The sequence below is a fragment of the Streptomyces albiaxialis genome (assembly GCF_039530985.1).
Classification (GTDB): Bacteria; Actinomycetota; Actinomycetes; order Streptomycetales; family Streptomycetaceae; genus Streptomyces; species Streptomyces albiaxialis.
This window is the reverse complement of the sequence record NZ_BAAAPE010000028.1, coordinates 307484-321794: the sequence shown is the minus strand read 5'-3', so window position 1 is coordinate 321794 and position 14311 is coordinate 307484. Positions and strand designations below refer to the sequence as shown.

Genomic DNA, 14311 nt, shown 5'->3' with positions numbered 1-14311 from the left:
CCTACGTCACCTCGGATGTCGAACTGTCGGATACGGATCGGTGAGGAACCTAGTAGCCCTACACCTGCGGAGCAACGAGCAACGCGCCTGTTCGCGGTGCTCTCGACGGAGACTAGCGGCCGTGAGCCCCACAGTCAGCGAGAACAGACGAAAAGTCCAGGTCAGAGTTCATCGACCTGGACATTTCGGGACATAATCAGCAGATTTTTACGCCTCAGCCGACCACTTTCCGCACCTCGTCCGCGAAACGTGTCGCGGAATCCCGCAGTCCGATTATGTTCGGGCCGTTTTTCAGCACGCCCCGGCTCACGCTCGGCACGACATTCCGGACCGCGCCGCCGAAGACCGCGGGGAGAGCGGCCGGTGTCGCGCCCTGGGCGCCGATGCCGGGGGCGAGGAGCGGGCCGTTCACTGCGGCCAGCGGATACGCCGACAGGTCGCCCAGCGTCGCGCCGACCACCGCGCCGAAGGAGCCGAGCGGCTCCGCGTCCGCGTTCTCGGCCGCCAGATGGCGCAGTACGGTCGCCGCGACCGTCGTCCCGTCCTCGCGGACCGCGTGCTGGACCTCGCGGCCCTCCGGGTTCGAGGTGAGCGCGAGGACGAAGAGACCCGCGCCGTTCGCCCGGGCCGTCTCGACGGCCGGGGCGAGCGAGCCGTAGCCCAGGTACGGGCTGACGGTGAGCGCGTCGGAGAAGAGCGGGGAGCCCCGGTCCAGGAACGTGGCGGCGTACGCGGCCATGGTCGAGCCGATGTCGCCCCGCTTGGCGTCCGTCAGCACCAGGGCCCCGGCCTCCCGGGCCTCGGCCACGGTCCGCTCCAGGACCGCGACGCCGCGCGAGCCGAAGCGCTCGAAGAACGCGGACTGCGGCTTGAGGACCGCGACCCGGTCCGCCAGCGCCTCGACCGTCGTCCGCGCGAAGCGCTCCAGGCCCGCCACGTCGTCGTCCAGGCCCCAGTCGCGCAGCAGGGACGCGTGCGGGTCGATGCCGACGCAGAGGGGGCCGCGGGTGTCCATGGCGCGGCGCAGCCGCGTGCCGAAGGGCTCGGGGCCTTCGGGGTACGTCATGCGGTGACCTTCCTGTGCTCGGCGCCGACGGCCTCGGCGAGCGTCGCGTACGGGCTGTCCGCCAGCCGCTCGGCGAGGCCCTTGTGGAGCCGGCGCATCCAGAACGGGCCCTCGTAGATGAAGGCGGAGTAGCCCTGGACGAGCGTGGCACCGGCGAGGATGCGCTGCCAGGCGTCCTCGGCCGTGGTGATGCCGCCCACGCCGACGAGGGTGAGGCGGTCGCCCACACGGGCGTACAGGCGGCGCAGCACCTCCAGCGAGCGGTCCTTGACCGGCGCCCCGGACAGACCGCCGGTCTCCGCGACCGTACGGGGGTCGGAGCGCAGGCCCAGGCCCTCGCGGGCGATCGTGGTGTTGGTCGCGATGATGCCGTCCAGGCCCAGTTCGACGGCGAGGTCGGCGACGGCGTCGACGTCCTCGTCGGCGAGGTCGGGCGCGATCTTGACGAGGAGCGGCACGTGGCGGTCCGTGACCGTACGGTCGGCGGCCTCGCGGACCGCCGTGAGCAGCGGGCGCAGGTGCTCGGTGGCCTGCAGGTTCCGCAGGCCCGGGGTGTTCGGGGACGAGACGTTCACGACGAGGTAGTCGGCGTGGGACGCCAGGGCCTCCGTCGAGGTGACGTAGTCCCCGGCGGCCTCGGACTCCGGGACGACCTTGGTCTTGCCGATGTTGACGCCCACGGTCGTGCGGAAGACGGCCTCACGCGCCGCGAGACGGGCGGCCACGGCGGCCGAGCCGTCGTTGTTGAAGCCCATCCGGTTGATCAGCGCGCGGTCCTCGACGAGACGGAAGAGCCGCTTCTTGGGATTGCCGGGCTGGGCCCGGCCGGTGACCGTGCCGATCTCGACGTGGTCGAAGCCGAGCATGGCCATGCCGTCGATCGCGACCGCGTTCTTGTCGAAGCCCGCCGCGAGCCCGAAGGGGCCGTGCATGCGGCGGCCCAGGGCCTCGGTACGCAGGGCCTTGAAGCGGGGCGCGAGGACGGCGGCGGCGAACGTACGCACGATCGGGACGCGGGCCGCCAGGCGGATCCAGGAGAAGGCCAGGTGGTGGGCCTTCTCCGGATCCATCCTGCGGAAAACCACCCGGAAGAGGAGCCGGTACACGGGACTGGTCACGTACCGGGTCACCCTTCCCGCGCCGCGATCAGGTGCTCCGCGTGGTCCTGGAGCGAGCGGACGCCGACCTCGCCGCGCGTGAGCGCCTCGATGCCCTGCACCGCGGCGGCCAGCGCCTGGACGGTGGTCAGGCACGGGACAGAGCGGGCGACGGCGGCCGTGCGGATGTCGTAGCCGTCGAGACGGCCACCCGTGCCGTACGGCGTGTTGACGATCAGGTCGACCTCGCCGTCGTGGATGAGCTGGACGATGGTGCGCTCGCCGTTCGGGCCCTCGCCCTGGCTCTGCTTGCGGACGACCGTCGCGTTGATCCCGTTGCGCTTGAGAACCTCTGCGGTGCCGGACGTGGCGAGCAGTTCGAAGCCCATCGCGACCAGCTCGCGGGCCGGGAAGATCAGCGAGCGCTTGTCGCGGTTGGCGACCGAGACGAAGGCCCGCCCCTTGTTCGGCAGCGCGCCGTACGCGGCCGCCTGCGACTTCGCGTAGGAGGTGCCGAACACCGAGTCGATGCCCATGACCTCGCCGGTCGAGCGCATCTCCGGGCCGAGCACCGTGTCGACGCCGCGGCCCTGCACGTCACGGAAGCGGGTCCAGGGCAGGACCGCCTCCTTGACCGAGATCGGCGCGTCGAGTGGCAGGTCGCCGCCGTCGCCCCCGGCCGGGAGCATGCCCTCGGCGCGCAGCTCGGCGACGGTCGCGCCCAGCGAGATCCGGGCCGCCGCCTTTGCGAGCGGGACGGCCGTGGCCTTGGAGGTGAAGGGGACGGTACGGGAGGCGCGGGGGTTGGCCTCCAGGACGTAGAGGATGTCCCCGGCCATCGCGAACTGGATGTTGATCAGGCCCCTGACGCCGACGCCGCGCGCGATGGCCTCGGTCGAGGCGCGGAGCCGCTTGATGTCGAAGCCGCCGAGGGTGATCGGGGGCAGCGCGCAGGCGGAGTCGCCGGAGTGGATTCCGGCCTCCTCGATGTGCTCCATGACGCCGCCGAGGTACAGCTCGGTGCCGTCGTACAGCGCGTCGACGTCGATCTCGATGGCGTCGTCGAGGAAACGGTCGATGAGGACCGGGTGCTTCTCGATGAGACCCGCGTGCCGCTCCAGGTACTCGGCCAGCGACGGCTCGTCGTAGACGATCTCCATGCCGCGCCCGCCCAGCACGTACGAGGGACGGACCATCACCGGGTAGTTGATCTCGGCGGCGATCCGCTTGGCCTCCTCGAAGGAGAAGGCCGTGCCGTACTTCGGCGCGGGCAGCCCGGCCTCGGTCAGCACTCGACCGAAGGCGCCGCGCTCCTCGGCCAGCTCGATGGCCTCGGGCGAGGTGCCGACGATCGGCACGCCGTTGTCCTTGAGCGCCTGCGCGAGGCCCAGCGGGGTCTGGCCGCCGAGCTGGACGAGGACGCCCGCGACGGGGCCCGCCTGCTGCTCGGCGTGGACGATCTCCAGCACGTCTTCGAGCGTGAGCGGCTCGAAGTAGAGGCGGTCGGAGGTGTCGTAGTCCGTCGAGACGGTCTCGGGGTTGCAGTTGACCATGACGGTCTCGTAGCCCGCGTCGCTGAGCGCGAAGGAGGCGTGCACGCAGGAGTAGTCGAACTCGATGCCCTGGCCGATCCGGTTCGGGCCCGAGCCGAGGATGATCACGGCGGGCTTCTCGCGCGGCGCGACCTCGGTCTCCTCGTCGTACGAGGAGTAGAAGTACGGGGTCTTCGCGGCGAACTCGGCGGCGCAGGTGTCGACCGTCTTGTAGACCGGGCGGATGCCGAGGGCGTGCCGGACCTCGCGGACGACGTCCTCGCGCAGCGAGCGGACCGCGGCGATCTGCGCGTCGGAGAAGCCGTGCCGCTTGGCTTCGGCGAGCAGCCCGGGGCTCAGCTCGGGGGCCGCGGCGATCTCGTCGGCGATCTCCTTGACGAGGAAGAGCTGGTCGAGGAACCAGGGGTCGATCTTCGTCGCCTCGAACACCTCCTCGGGGGTGGCCCCGGCGCGGATGGCGGCCATGACGGTGTTGATACGGCCGTCGGTCGGGCGCGCGGCCTCCGTGAGCAGCCCGGCCTTGTCGCCGGGGTCCCCGGTGAAGTCGAACTGGCTGCCCTTCTTCTCCAGCGAGCGCAGCGCCTTCTGGAGGGCCTCGGGGAAGTTGCGGCCGAGCGCCATGGCCTCGCCGACGGACTTCATGGTGGTGGTGAGCCCCGAGTCGGCGGCCGGGAACTTCTCGAAGGCGAAGCGCGGGACCTTGACGACCACGTAGTCGAGGGTCGGCTCGAAGGAGGCCGGGGTCTCCTCGGTGATGTCGTTGGGGATCTCGTCCAGCGTGTAGCCGACGGCGAGCTTCGCGGCGATCTTCGCGATCGGGAAGCCGGTGGCCTTGGAGGCGAGGGCGGACGAGCGGGAGACGCGCGGGTTCATCTCGATGACGACGACCCGCCCGTCGGCCGGGTTGACCGCGAACTGGATGTTGCAGCCGCCGGTGTCGACGCCGACCTCGCGGATGACGGCGATGCCGATGTCGCGGAGGATCTGGTACTCGCGGTCGGTGAGCGTCATGGCCGGGGCGACGGTGATCGAGTCGCCGGTGTGCACGCCCATCGGGTCGAAGTTCTCGATGGAGCAGACGACCACGACGTTGTCGTTCTTGTCGCGCATCAGCTCCAGCTCGTACTCCTTCCAGCCGAGGATGGACTCCTCCAGGAGCACCTCGGTGGTCGGCGACAGCTCCAGGCCCTGGCCGGCGATGCGGCGCAACTCCTCTTCGTCGTGCGCGAAGCCGGAGCCGGCGCCGCCCATGGTGAAGGAGGGGCGGACGACGACGGGGTAGCCGCCCAGCTCGTCGACGCCGCGCAGGACGTCTTCCATCGAGTGACAGATGTAGGAGCGCGCGGACTCGCCGTGGCCGATCTTGCCGCGGACGGCCTCGACGACCTCCTTGAACTGGTCGCGGTCCTCGCCCTTGTTGATGGCCGCCACGTTGGCGCCGATCAGCTCGACGCCGTACTTCTCCAGGGTCCCGGCCTCGTGCAGGGAGATCGCGGTGTTGAGCGCGGTCTGGCCGCCGAGGGTGGGCAGGAGGGCGTCGGGGCGCTCCTTGGCGATGATCTTCTCGACGAACTCGGGGGTGATCGGCTCGACGTAGGTCGCGTCGGCGATCTCCGGGTCGGTCATGATCGTCGCCGGGTTGGAGTTGACGAGGACGACGCGCAGACCCTCGGCCTTGAGGACGCGGCAGGCCTGGGTACCGGAGTAGTCGAACTCTGCTGCCTGGCCGATGACGATCGGACCAGAGCCGATGACCAGGACGGACTGGATATCGGTGCGCTTAGGCACGCTGGTCCTCCATGAGCTTCACGAAGCGGTCGAACAGGTAGGCGGCGTCGTGCGGACCCGCTGCCGCTTCGGGGTGGTACTGGACGCTGAAGGCGGGCTTGTCGAGCAGGCGCAGGCCCTCGACCACGTTGTCGTTGAGCCCGACGTGGGAGACCTCGGCCCGCCCGTACGGGGTGTCCACGGCCTTGTCGAGCGGCGCGTCGACGGCGAAGCCGTGGTTCTGCGCGGTGATCTCGACTTTCCCCCCTGTCCACGTGCCCGCGGAGCTGCGCTCCTGGACGGGCTGGTTGATGCCCCGGTGGCCGTACTTGAGCTTGTACGTGCCGAAGCCGAGGGCGCGGCCCAGGATCTGGTTGCCGTAGCAGATGCCGAAGAACGGGGTACCGCGGTCGAGGGCCGCCTGGACCAGCCCGACCTGGTGGTCGGTGGTGGCGGGGTCGCCGGGGCCGTTGGAGAGGAAGAGTCCGTCGGGGGCGACGGCGTAGACGTCCTCGACCGTGGCGGTGGCCGGCATGACGTGCACCTCGATGCCGCGCTCGGCCATCCGGTGCGGGGTCATGGCCTTGATGCCGAGGTCGATGGCGGCGACGGTGTACTTCTTCTCGCCGACCGCCGGGACGACGTACGTCTCCTCCACCGTGACCTGCTCGGCGAGGCCGGCGCCCGTCATCTCGGGCGTCTGGCGCACCAGCTCGACCATGTCGCCCTCGGCGGGGAGGGCGTCGCCGGAGAAGATGCCGACGCGCATGGAGCCGCGCTCGCGCAGATGGCGGGTGAGGGCGCGGGTGTCGATGCCCTGGATGCCGACCACGCCCTGCCCGACGAGCTCCTCGTCCAGCGAGCGCGTGGCGCGCCAGTTGGACGGGACGCGGGCCGGGTCGCGGACGACGTAGCCGGAGACCCAGATGCGCCGGGACTCGTCGTCCTCGTCGTTCCAACCGGTGTTGCCGACGTGCGGCGCGGTCATGACGACGACCTGGCGGTGGTAGGACGGGTCGGTCAGGGTCTCCTGGTAGCCGGTCATGCCGGTGGAGAACACGGCCTCGCCGAAGGTCTCCCCCACGGCCCCGTAGGCGCGGCCGCGGAAGGTGCGGCCGTCCTCCAGGACGAGGACGGCGGGAACCTTCGCGGTTCCCCTGGCGGAGGTCGTCATGGTGCGCCTTCCTGGTTGTGCTGCGCCGCGACGCCGTTGTCGCCGCTCATCTCGTTGATCTTGTCGACCCACGCCTGGTGGTCCGCGGCGTGGTCGGAGCGGAAGCCGGAGTCGAGGGTGCGGTCGCCGTGCTGCCAGGTGACGACCAGCAGGCCGCCCTCGGTGAGCACCTTGCCCGCGATGCCGGTGTCGAGGCGAGCCCCCCGCAGCCGGTCCGCCGGGATCCAGTAGTCCTGCGCTCCCGGGCGTACGACCGCGAGGCCGTCGGCCGTCAGGGTCAGCTCGGCGCGGCTGCGGGTGCCGAGTCCGTGCGCGACGATCCGGTCGAGCCACTGGCCCGCGCTGGTCGAGCCGTGGTACCGCCCGCTGAGCAGGAGCAGGGGCTCGCCGGTCTCCTCGGGGATCTCCGGCAGCTCGGGCAGGTCGCCCTGGAGGGTTCCGCGCCACTTCCAGCCCTGCCGCATCAGCCAGTAGATCAGCGCGACGAAGAGCACGAGCCCGACGACCCAGCCGATGCGCGCGGCCCAGTCGGTGACCTCCTGCGACTTCTGCGCGAGGGGGATCTGCTGGATCTGATGACCGATTCGGATCTGTGCGCTCACACCAATGTCCCGTCCACAACCGTCGTCCGGCCCCGCAGCCAGGTGTGGGTCACGCGTCCGGGCAGCTCACGGCCCTCGTAAGGGGTGTTGCCGCTGCGGGAGGCGAAGCCCGCGGGGTCCACCTGTCCACGGTAAGCCGGGTCGAGGAGGACGAGGTTGGCGGGCTCGCCGGGCTCCAGGGGGCGGCCGTGTCCTTCGAGCCGTCCGATGGCGGCGGGGCGGTGCGACATCCGGTCGGCGACCTGCGCCCAGTCGAGGAGCCCGGTGTCCACCATCGTGTGCTGGACGACGGACAGCGCGGTCTCCAGGCCGACCATGCCCATGGCCGCCGCGCCCCACTCGCAGTCCTTGTCCTCGTGCGGGTGCGGGGCGTGGTCGGTGGCGACGCAGTCGATGGTGCCGTCGGCCAGCGCCTCGCGCAGGGCCATGACGTCGGCCTCGGTACGCAGGGGCGGGTTGACCTTGTAGACGGGGTTGTACGAGCGGACCAGCTCGTCGGTGAGGAGCAGATGGTGCGGGGTGACCTCGGCGGTCACGTCCCAACCCTTCGACTTGGCCCAGCGGACGATCTCCACGGACCCCGCCGTGGACAGGTGGCAGATGTGCACCCGCGAGCCGACGTGCGCGGCGAGCAGCACGTCCCGGGCGATGATCGACTCCTCGGCGACGGCGGGCCAGCCGGCCAGGCCCAGCTCCGCGGAGACGGTGCCCTCGTTCATCTGGGCGCCCTCGGTGAGCCGGGGCTCCTGGGCGTGCTGCGCGACGACGCCGTCGAACGCCTTCACGTATTCGAGGGCGCGCCGCATGATCACCGCGTCGTCCACGCACTTGCCGTCGTCGGAGAAGACCCGCACCTCGGCCGCCGAGTCGTGCATGGCGCCCAGCTCGGCGAGCTGCTTGCCCTCCAGGCCGACGGTGACGGCGCCGACGGGGCGTACGTCGCAGTAGCCGGACTCCTTGCCGAGGCGCCAGACCTGCTCGACGACGCCCGCCGTGTCGGCGACCGGGAAGGTGTTGGCCATGGCGTGCACCGCCGTGTAGCCGCCCTTGGCGGCGGCGCGGGTGCCGGTCAGCACGGTCTCGGAGTCCTCGCGGCCGGGCTCGCGCAGATGGGTGTGCAGGTCCACCAGTCCGGGGAGCAGCACGGAGCCGCGGGCCTCGACGACCTCGGCGCCGGGCGCCTCCAGGCCGCGCCCGACGGCGCCGATCGTGCCGTCGTCCTCGATCAGGACGTCCTGCGGCTCGCCGCCCAGGACCTTCGCGCCGCGGATCAGGGTCTTGCTCATCAGTTGCTCTCCTCAGCGTGAACGGTGCGGGCGGGCTCGGCGCCGCCGAGCAGCAGGTACATGACGGCCATCCGGATGCTGACGCCGTTGGCGACCTGCTCGACGGCGGTGCAGCGGGGCGAGTCGGCGACCTCGGCGGTGATCTCCATGCCGCGGTTCATCGGCCCGGGGTGCATCACGATGGCGTGGTCGGGCATCCGGCCCATGCGCTCGCCGTCGAGGCCGTAACGGCGGGCGTACTCGCGCTCGGTGGGGAAGAACGCGGCGTTCATCCGCTCGCGCTGGACGCGCAGCATCATCACCGCGTCGGACTTGGCGAGCACCGCGTCCAGGTCGTACGAGACCTCGCAGGGCCAGCTCTCGACGCCGACCGGCACCAGAGTGGGCGGGGCGACGAGCGTGACGTGGGCGCCGAGCGTGGAGAGCAGGTGGACGTTGGAGCGGGCGACGCGGCTGTGCAGGATGTCGCCGACGATCGTGATGCGCTTGCCCGCGAGGTCGGCGCCCTCCTCGCCCACGAGGCGGCGGCGCATGGTGAAGGCGTCGAGCAGGGCCTGCGTGGGGTGCTCGTGGGTGCCGTCGCCCGCGTTGATGACCGAGCCGCCGATCCAGCCGGAGGTGGCGAGGCGGTGCGGGGCGCCGGAGTCGCCGTGCCGGATGACGACGGCGTCGGCGCCCATGGCCTCCAGGGTCAGCGCGGTGTCCTTCAGGGACTCGCCCTTGGAGACCGAGGATCCCTTGGCGGAGAAGTTGATGACGTCGGCCGAGAGCCGCTTGGCGGCGGCCTCGAACGAGATCCGGGTGCGGGTCGAGTCCTCGAAGAAGAGGTTGACGATGGTGCGGCCGCGCAGCGTCGGCAGCTTCTTGATCGGCCGGTCGGCGAACCGGGCCATCTCCTCGGCGGTGTCGAGGATCAGGACGGCGTCGTCGCGGGTGAGGTCGGCGGCCGAGATGAGGTGTCGCTTCATCTGTTGCCTTCCTGCCTTCCGTGGTGGGTCAGGAGTGGTCGCGGTGGTCCAGGGGCCCGGCGCTCACGCACGCGTGCGGGCATGCGGGCGCGCACCGGCCCTGCTCGGGGTCGGTGGAGAGCCGGCTAGACGGTCTCGCGGGTGCCGAGGAGCACGCCGTCGTGGCCGTCCTCCTCGGTGAGCTGGACCTTGACGGTCTCCCGCTGCGACGTGGGGAGGTTCTTGCCGACGTAGTCGGCGCGGATCGGCAGCTCGCGGTGACCGCGGTCGACGAGGACGGCGAGCTGCACGGCGCGGGGGCGGCCGATGTCACCCAGGGCATCGAGCGCGGCGCGGATCGTACGGCCGGAGTAGAGCACGTCGTCGACGAGGACGACGAGGCGGCCGTCGACGCCCTCGCCGGGGATCTCGGTGCGCGCGAGGGCGCGTGCCGGGCCGAGGCGGAGGTCGTCGCGGTACATCGTGATGTCGAGGGAGCCGACCGGGACGGGGCGTCCGGTGATCTCTTCGAGCTTGGCGGCGAGCCTTCTCGCGAGGAAGACGCCACGGGTCGGAATACCGAGAAGCACCACGTCGTCGGCGCCCTTGGCGCGCTCGACGATCTCGTGGGCGATGCGGGTCAGAACCCGCGCGATGTCCGGGGCTTCCAGAACGGGCCGGGCCGGACCGGGGGGCATACTGCTGTCGTCCATGAAAAACGGACCTCCTTCCCCGCCTCACGGGACGGGCCTTAAAGGACGTCGATCTGTCGTCGGACAACGGTACCAGGGCCCGGTGACGGGTCACTCCCGCCCCTCCCCCACCCCAGGTGGAAGCCGTCTGGACCCTCTCGGCTTGACGCGGCACATTACGCTGCGTAACCTCACAGTGAGTTACGAAGCACGCGGCAAGGCCCCACGCGGCGGAGCCGCTCAGCGATACGCGACACAGCGTCCGGGGAGCCATATGTCCAGCGAATACGCCAAACAGCTCGGAGCGAAGCTCCGCGCCATCCGCACCCAGCAGGGCCTCTCCCTCCACGGCGTGGAGGAGAAGTCCCAGGGCCGTTGGAAGGCGGTCGTGGTCGGCTCGTACGAGCGCGGCGACCGTGCGGTGACCGTGCAGCGCCTCGCCGAGCTGGCGGACTTCTACGGGGTCCCGGTGCAGGAGCTGCTGCCCGGCACCACCCCGGGCGGTGCCGCCGAGCCGCCGCCGAAGCTCGTGCTCGACCTGGAGCGCCTGGCCCACGTGCCCGCCGAGAAGGCCGGCCCCCTCCAGCGTTACGCGGCCACGATCCAGTCCCAGCGCGGGGACTACAACGGCAAGGTCCTCTCGATCCGCCAGGACGACCTGCGCACCCTCGCGGTGATCTACGACCAGTCGCCGTCCGTGCTGACCGAGCAGCTCATCAGTTGGGGCGTGCTGGACGCGGACGCGCGCCGCGCCGTCTCCCACGAGGACGCCTGACGGCCGTCCTCCTGTCGTACGTCCGCTGGGCGGGGCCTCCTCCGGGGAGCCCCGCCCAGCGGCGTTCACGGGGCGGGTCGGCGCGGGTTCTGGTCTGATGGCGGAGGGGGTGCCGTACAGACCCGAAGAGGACCTCATGTCGCACCATCTCAGCGGCCCGAACCTCCGCCCGCCCGAGGACGACGCACGGCTGGACCTGACGGATCTGTTCGTCTTCCCGTCGACCGTGCGGGGGCACACCGTCCTGATCATGAACGTGAATCCGTTCGCACCGGTACAGGGCGAGGAGTTCCACCCCGACGCCGTGTACCGCGTCAATGTCGACACGGACGGCGACCACCGGGCCGACCTGGCCTACAGCTTCGTCTTCTCCGAGCCCGACAGCGCCGGGCAGACCGTCACCGTGCACCGTGCGACGGGCGAGGACGCCCAGCGGCACGAGGCCGCGGGCGAGGTGATCCTCAGCGACGCCTCGGTGGCCTTCGGCCCCGAGCCCAACATCGTGGAGTACGGCCGCTACCGGCTGTCGGCCGGGCTGCGCAGCGACCCGTTCTTCGCCGACCTGGAGGGCATCGGCAACGATTTCCAATGGACGGGCAACGACTTCGGCATCGACAAGAACGTCTTCGGCATCGTCCTGGAGGTCCCCGACTCGGAGCTCGGCGAGGGCCCCGTCGGCGTCTGGGCGCGGGTGAGCGTCGTACGCGACGGCGCACTGGTGTCGGTCGACCGGGGCGCCCACCCGTCCCTCACCGCGTACTTCAACGAGGAGGACGCGAAGGAGGCGTACAACGCAGGCGAGCCCGCCGACGACCGGGAGAACTATCTGGAGGCCTGGAGCGCGGTCCTCGCCCACACCGGCGGGTACTCCCGCGAGGAGGCCGGGAAGGCGCTGGGCACGGTGCTGCCGGACGTGCTGCGCTACGACCGCAGGCGGCCCGCGGCCTACCCGAACGGGCGCACGCTCACGGACGACGTGACCTCGGCGCGGCTCGCGATGGTGTCGGGCGGCAGGATCACGGGGGACGGCATCGGCCCGCACACGGACCTGCTGCCGGACTTCCCGTTCCTGGGACACCCGCATCCGGCGAACTGAACGCAGGGGGTGCCCGGAGAGGACTCCGGGCACCCCCTGCACGGGCCGTCGCTAGCGGCGCAGCGTCGGCTTGAGCTCCTTCAGACGGCCCAGCAGGCCGTTGATGAAGCCCGGGGACTCGTCGGTGGAGAACTCCTTGGCGAGCTGCACCGCCTCGTCGATGACCACGGCGTCCGGCACCTCGTCCACCCACAGCAGCTCGTAGACCGCCAGCCGCAGGATGCCCCTGTCGACGACCGGCATCCGGTCGAGGGTCCAGCCCACGGCGTAGGTGGAGAGCAGCTCGTCGATCCGGGGCGCGCTCTCCGCGTACCCCTCGACGAGCTGCATCGTGTACTCGGTGACCGGCGGCTGCCGCGGGTCGGTCCGGGCGAGCCGCAACCAGTCGGCCAGCACGGTGCGCACCTCCGCGCCGCGCTGGTCGGCCTCGAAGAGGATCTGGAAGGCGCGCTTACGGGCCTTGTTGCGAGCGGCCACGGTTAGCTGTTCACCCGGCTCAGGTACTCGCCGGAGCGGGTGTCCACCTTGATCTTCTCGCCGGTGGTGATGAAGAGCGGCACCTGGATGCTGTAGCCGGTCTCCAGCTCGGCGGGCTTGGAGCCGCCGGTGGAGCGGTCGCCCTGGACACCCGGCTCGGTGTGCTTGATCGTCAGCTCGACGGCCGCGGGCAGCTCGACGTAGAGCACCGCGCCCTCGTGCTGCGCGACGGTGGCCTCGAAGCCCTCGATGAGGTAGTTGGCCGCGTCGCCGACGATCTTGCGCTCGACGTGGAGCTGGTCGTAGGTCTGCATGTCCATGAAGACGAAGTAGTCGCCGTCCATGTACGAGAACTGCATGTCACGTCGGTCCACGGTGGCCGTCTCGACCTTCGTGCCGGCGTTGAACGTCTTGTCGACGATCTTGCCGGACAGCACGTTCTTCAGCTTGGTGCGGACGAAAGCGGGGCCCTTGCCGGGCTTGACGTGCTGGAACTCAACGACGGACCAGAGCTGGTCGCCGTCGAGCTTGAGCACCATGCCGTTCTTGAGGTCGTTCGTGGATGCCACGGTCGCGGAATCTCCTGAGACTGCTGCTGCGGAAACCGAGGAGCAGCGCCGCGCAGAAGCCTGTACTGCTCAGAGCGCGAGCAGCTCCTTGGTCGTGATGGTGAGTAGCTCGGGTCCGCCGTCCGCCTGCGGGCGAACGACGAGCGTGTCGTCGATCCGGACACCGCCCCGGCCCGGGAGATGGACCCCCGGTTCGACGGTGACCGGCACACAAGCGTCCAGTTTACCCATGGCCGCAGGTGACAGCCGAGGGTCCTCACCGATTTCCAGCCCCACCCCGTGTCCCGTCGCCTGTCCGAGGGCTCCGCCGTGCCCCGCGGCGTCCAGCACCTGGCGGGCGGCGCGGTCCACGTCGCGGTACTCGGTGCCGGGCCCCAGCGACTCCCGCGCGGCCCGCTGAGCGGCGAAGACGAGGTCGTACAGCTCGATCTGCCAGTCGTCGGGCGCGGTGCCGATGACGAACGTACGGCCGATCTGGCAGCGGTATCCGCGGTACCGGGCGCCCAGGCGCACGGTGAGGAAATCGCCCTCCTCCACGCGCCGGTCCGTCGGCCGGTGTCCGGAGAGTCCCGAGTTGCGCCCCGTGGCGACCGAGGTCGGGAACGCGGGACCCTCCGCGCCGTGGTCGATCAGGCGGCGCTCCAGCTCCAGCGCGAGATGCCGCTCCGTGCGGCCGACGAGGATCGACTCCAGCAGCTCGCCGAGCGCCTGGTCGGTGATCTCGGCGGCGATGCGCAGCGCGGAGATCTCCTCCTCGTCCTTGATCACCCGCTGCTGCTCGACCGCGCAGCCGAGGTCCGCGAGCCGGAGCGCGGGCGCGACCGAGGCCACCGCGCGGTGGCGGGCGACGGTGAGGTGGTGCTCCTCGACGGCGAGCGTGTGCGGGCCCCGGTGCGCGGCGAGCCCGGCGGCGGAGACGGCCGCGTCCCCGTCCTCCTCGGCCAGCGCGACGTCCCGCAGGTCGTCGGCGGGGTGGCTGCCGCCGGGCGGGCCCGCGTCGGACGGGGTGAAGAGGGTGTCCTGGCCGTCGGGCCCGAGCAGCAGCACCCCGTCCTGCGGGGCGCGGCCCGTCAGATAGTGGACGTTGGCTGGGCGGGAGACGAGCACCGCGTCGGCGGGGCCGCCGTGGGCCGTGCTCGCCGCACAACGCTCGCGCAGCCTGGACCTGCGAGCCACATGCACCTCGGACATATGCCGAGGGTACGCACGG

At 71.1% G+C, this 14311-nt stretch carries 13 protein-coding genes; 2 read left to right on the top strand and 11 right to left on the bottom strand.

Annotation, left to right across the window (positions count from 1 at the left end):
* Positions 1-214: 214 nt before the first annotated feature.
* The 8 genes from pyrF to pyrR form a co-directional block, all read right to left on the bottom strand.
* On the bottom strand, positions 215-1066 hold the full coding sequence (gene pyrF, locus ABD343_RS38750; protein WP_344535357.1) for an orotidine-5'-phosphate decarboxylase: 852 nt from the start codon (positions 1064-1066) through the stop codon (positions 215-217).
* On the bottom strand, positions 1063-2172 hold the full coding sequence (locus tag ABD343_RS38745; RefSeq protein WP_344535469.1) for a quinone-dependent dihydroorotate dehydrogenase: 1110 nt from the start codon (positions 2170-2172) through the stop codon (positions 1063-1065). The genes pyrF and ABD343_RS38745 overlap by 4 nt, the downstream gene beginning before the upstream one ends.
* A 20-nt stretch (positions 2173-2192) precedes the next feature.
* On the bottom strand, positions 2193-5504 hold the full coding sequence (gene carB, locus ABD343_RS38740) for a carbamoyl-phosphate synthase large subunit (protein ID WP_344535355.1): 3312 nt from the start codon (positions 5502-5504) through the stop codon (positions 2193-2195).
* The gene (gene carA / locus ABD343_RS38735) at positions 5497-6657 is read right to left on the bottom strand and encodes a glutamine-hydrolyzing carbamoyl-phosphate synthase small subunit (protein WP_344535354.1); all 1161 of its coding nucleotides are present in this window, start codon (positions 6655-6657) and stop codon (positions 5497-5499) included. Before carA ends, carB begins: the two co-directional genes overlap by 8 nt.
* The gene (locus tag ABD343_RS38730; protein ID WP_344535352.1) at positions 6654-7259 is read right to left on the bottom strand and encodes a PH-like domain-containing protein; all 606 of its coding nucleotides are present in this window, start codon (positions 7257-7259) and stop codon (positions 6654-6656) included. Before ABD343_RS38730 ends, carA begins: the two co-directional genes overlap by 4 nt.
* Positions 7256-8545 (bottom strand): dihydroorotase, encoded by a 1290-nt coding sequence (locus tag ABD343_RS38725; RefSeq protein WP_344535350.1) that lies wholly within the window; start codon positions 8543-8545, stop codon positions 7256-7258. Before ABD343_RS38725 ends, ABD343_RS38730 begins: the two co-directional genes overlap by 4 nt.
* Entirely contained in the window at positions 8545-9513 is a 969-nt protein-coding gene (locus ABD343_RS38720) for an aspartate carbamoyltransferase catalytic subunit (protein ID WP_344535348.1), read from the bottom strand. The genes ABD343_RS38725 and ABD343_RS38720 overlap by 1 nt, the downstream gene beginning before the upstream one ends.
* A gap of 125 nt (positions 9514-9638) precedes the next feature.
* Positions 9639-10205, bottom strand: coding sequence for a bifunctional pyr operon transcriptional regulator/uracil phosphoribosyltransferase PyrR (pyrR, locus tag ABD343_RS38715; protein ID WP_344535347.1), 567 nt, complete (start codon positions 10203-10205; stop codon positions 9639-9641).
* A gap of 253 nt (positions 10206-10458) precedes the next feature.
* Here pyrR and bldD point away from each other — a divergent pair, with 253 nt between their 5' ends.
* Both bldD and ABD343_RS38705 read left to right on the top strand, forming a co-directional pair.
* A complete protein-coding gene (gene bldD / locus ABD343_RS38710) occupies positions 10459-10959 on the top strand; it encodes a transcriptional regulator BldD (RefSeq protein ID WP_027751102.1) in 501 nt (166 codons plus the stop codon).
* A 136-nt stretch (positions 10960-11095) separates the two neighbouring features.
* A complete protein-coding gene (locus tag ABD343_RS38705; protein WP_344535343.1) occupies positions 11096-12055 on the top strand; it encodes a DUF4331 family protein in 960 nt (319 codons plus the stop codon).
* A gap of 51 nt (positions 12056-12106) precedes the next feature.
* Here ABD343_RS38705 and nusB read toward each other — a convergent pair whose 3' ends face one another.
* From nusB to ABD343_RS38690, 3 genes are all read right to left on the bottom strand, one after another.
* Positions 12107-12532, bottom strand: a complete 426-nt coding sequence (gene nusB, locus ABD343_RS38700; RefSeq protein ID WP_344535341.1) for a transcription antitermination factor NusB — start codon at positions 12530-12532, stop codon at positions 12107-12109.
* Between the two features lie 2 nt (positions 12533-12534).
* Positions 12535-13101 (bottom strand): elongation factor P, encoded by a 567-nt coding sequence (gene efp / locus ABD343_RS38695; RefSeq protein ID WP_344535339.1) that lies wholly within the window; start codon positions 13099-13101, stop codon positions 12535-12537.
* Positions 13102-13170: 69 nt separating this feature from the next.
* Positions 13171-14292, bottom strand: coding sequence for an aminopeptidase P family protein (locus tag ABD343_RS38690; RefSeq protein ID WP_344535337.1), 1122 nt, complete (start codon positions 14290-14292; stop codon positions 13171-13173).
* Positions 14293-14311 lie beyond the last annotated feature (19 nt).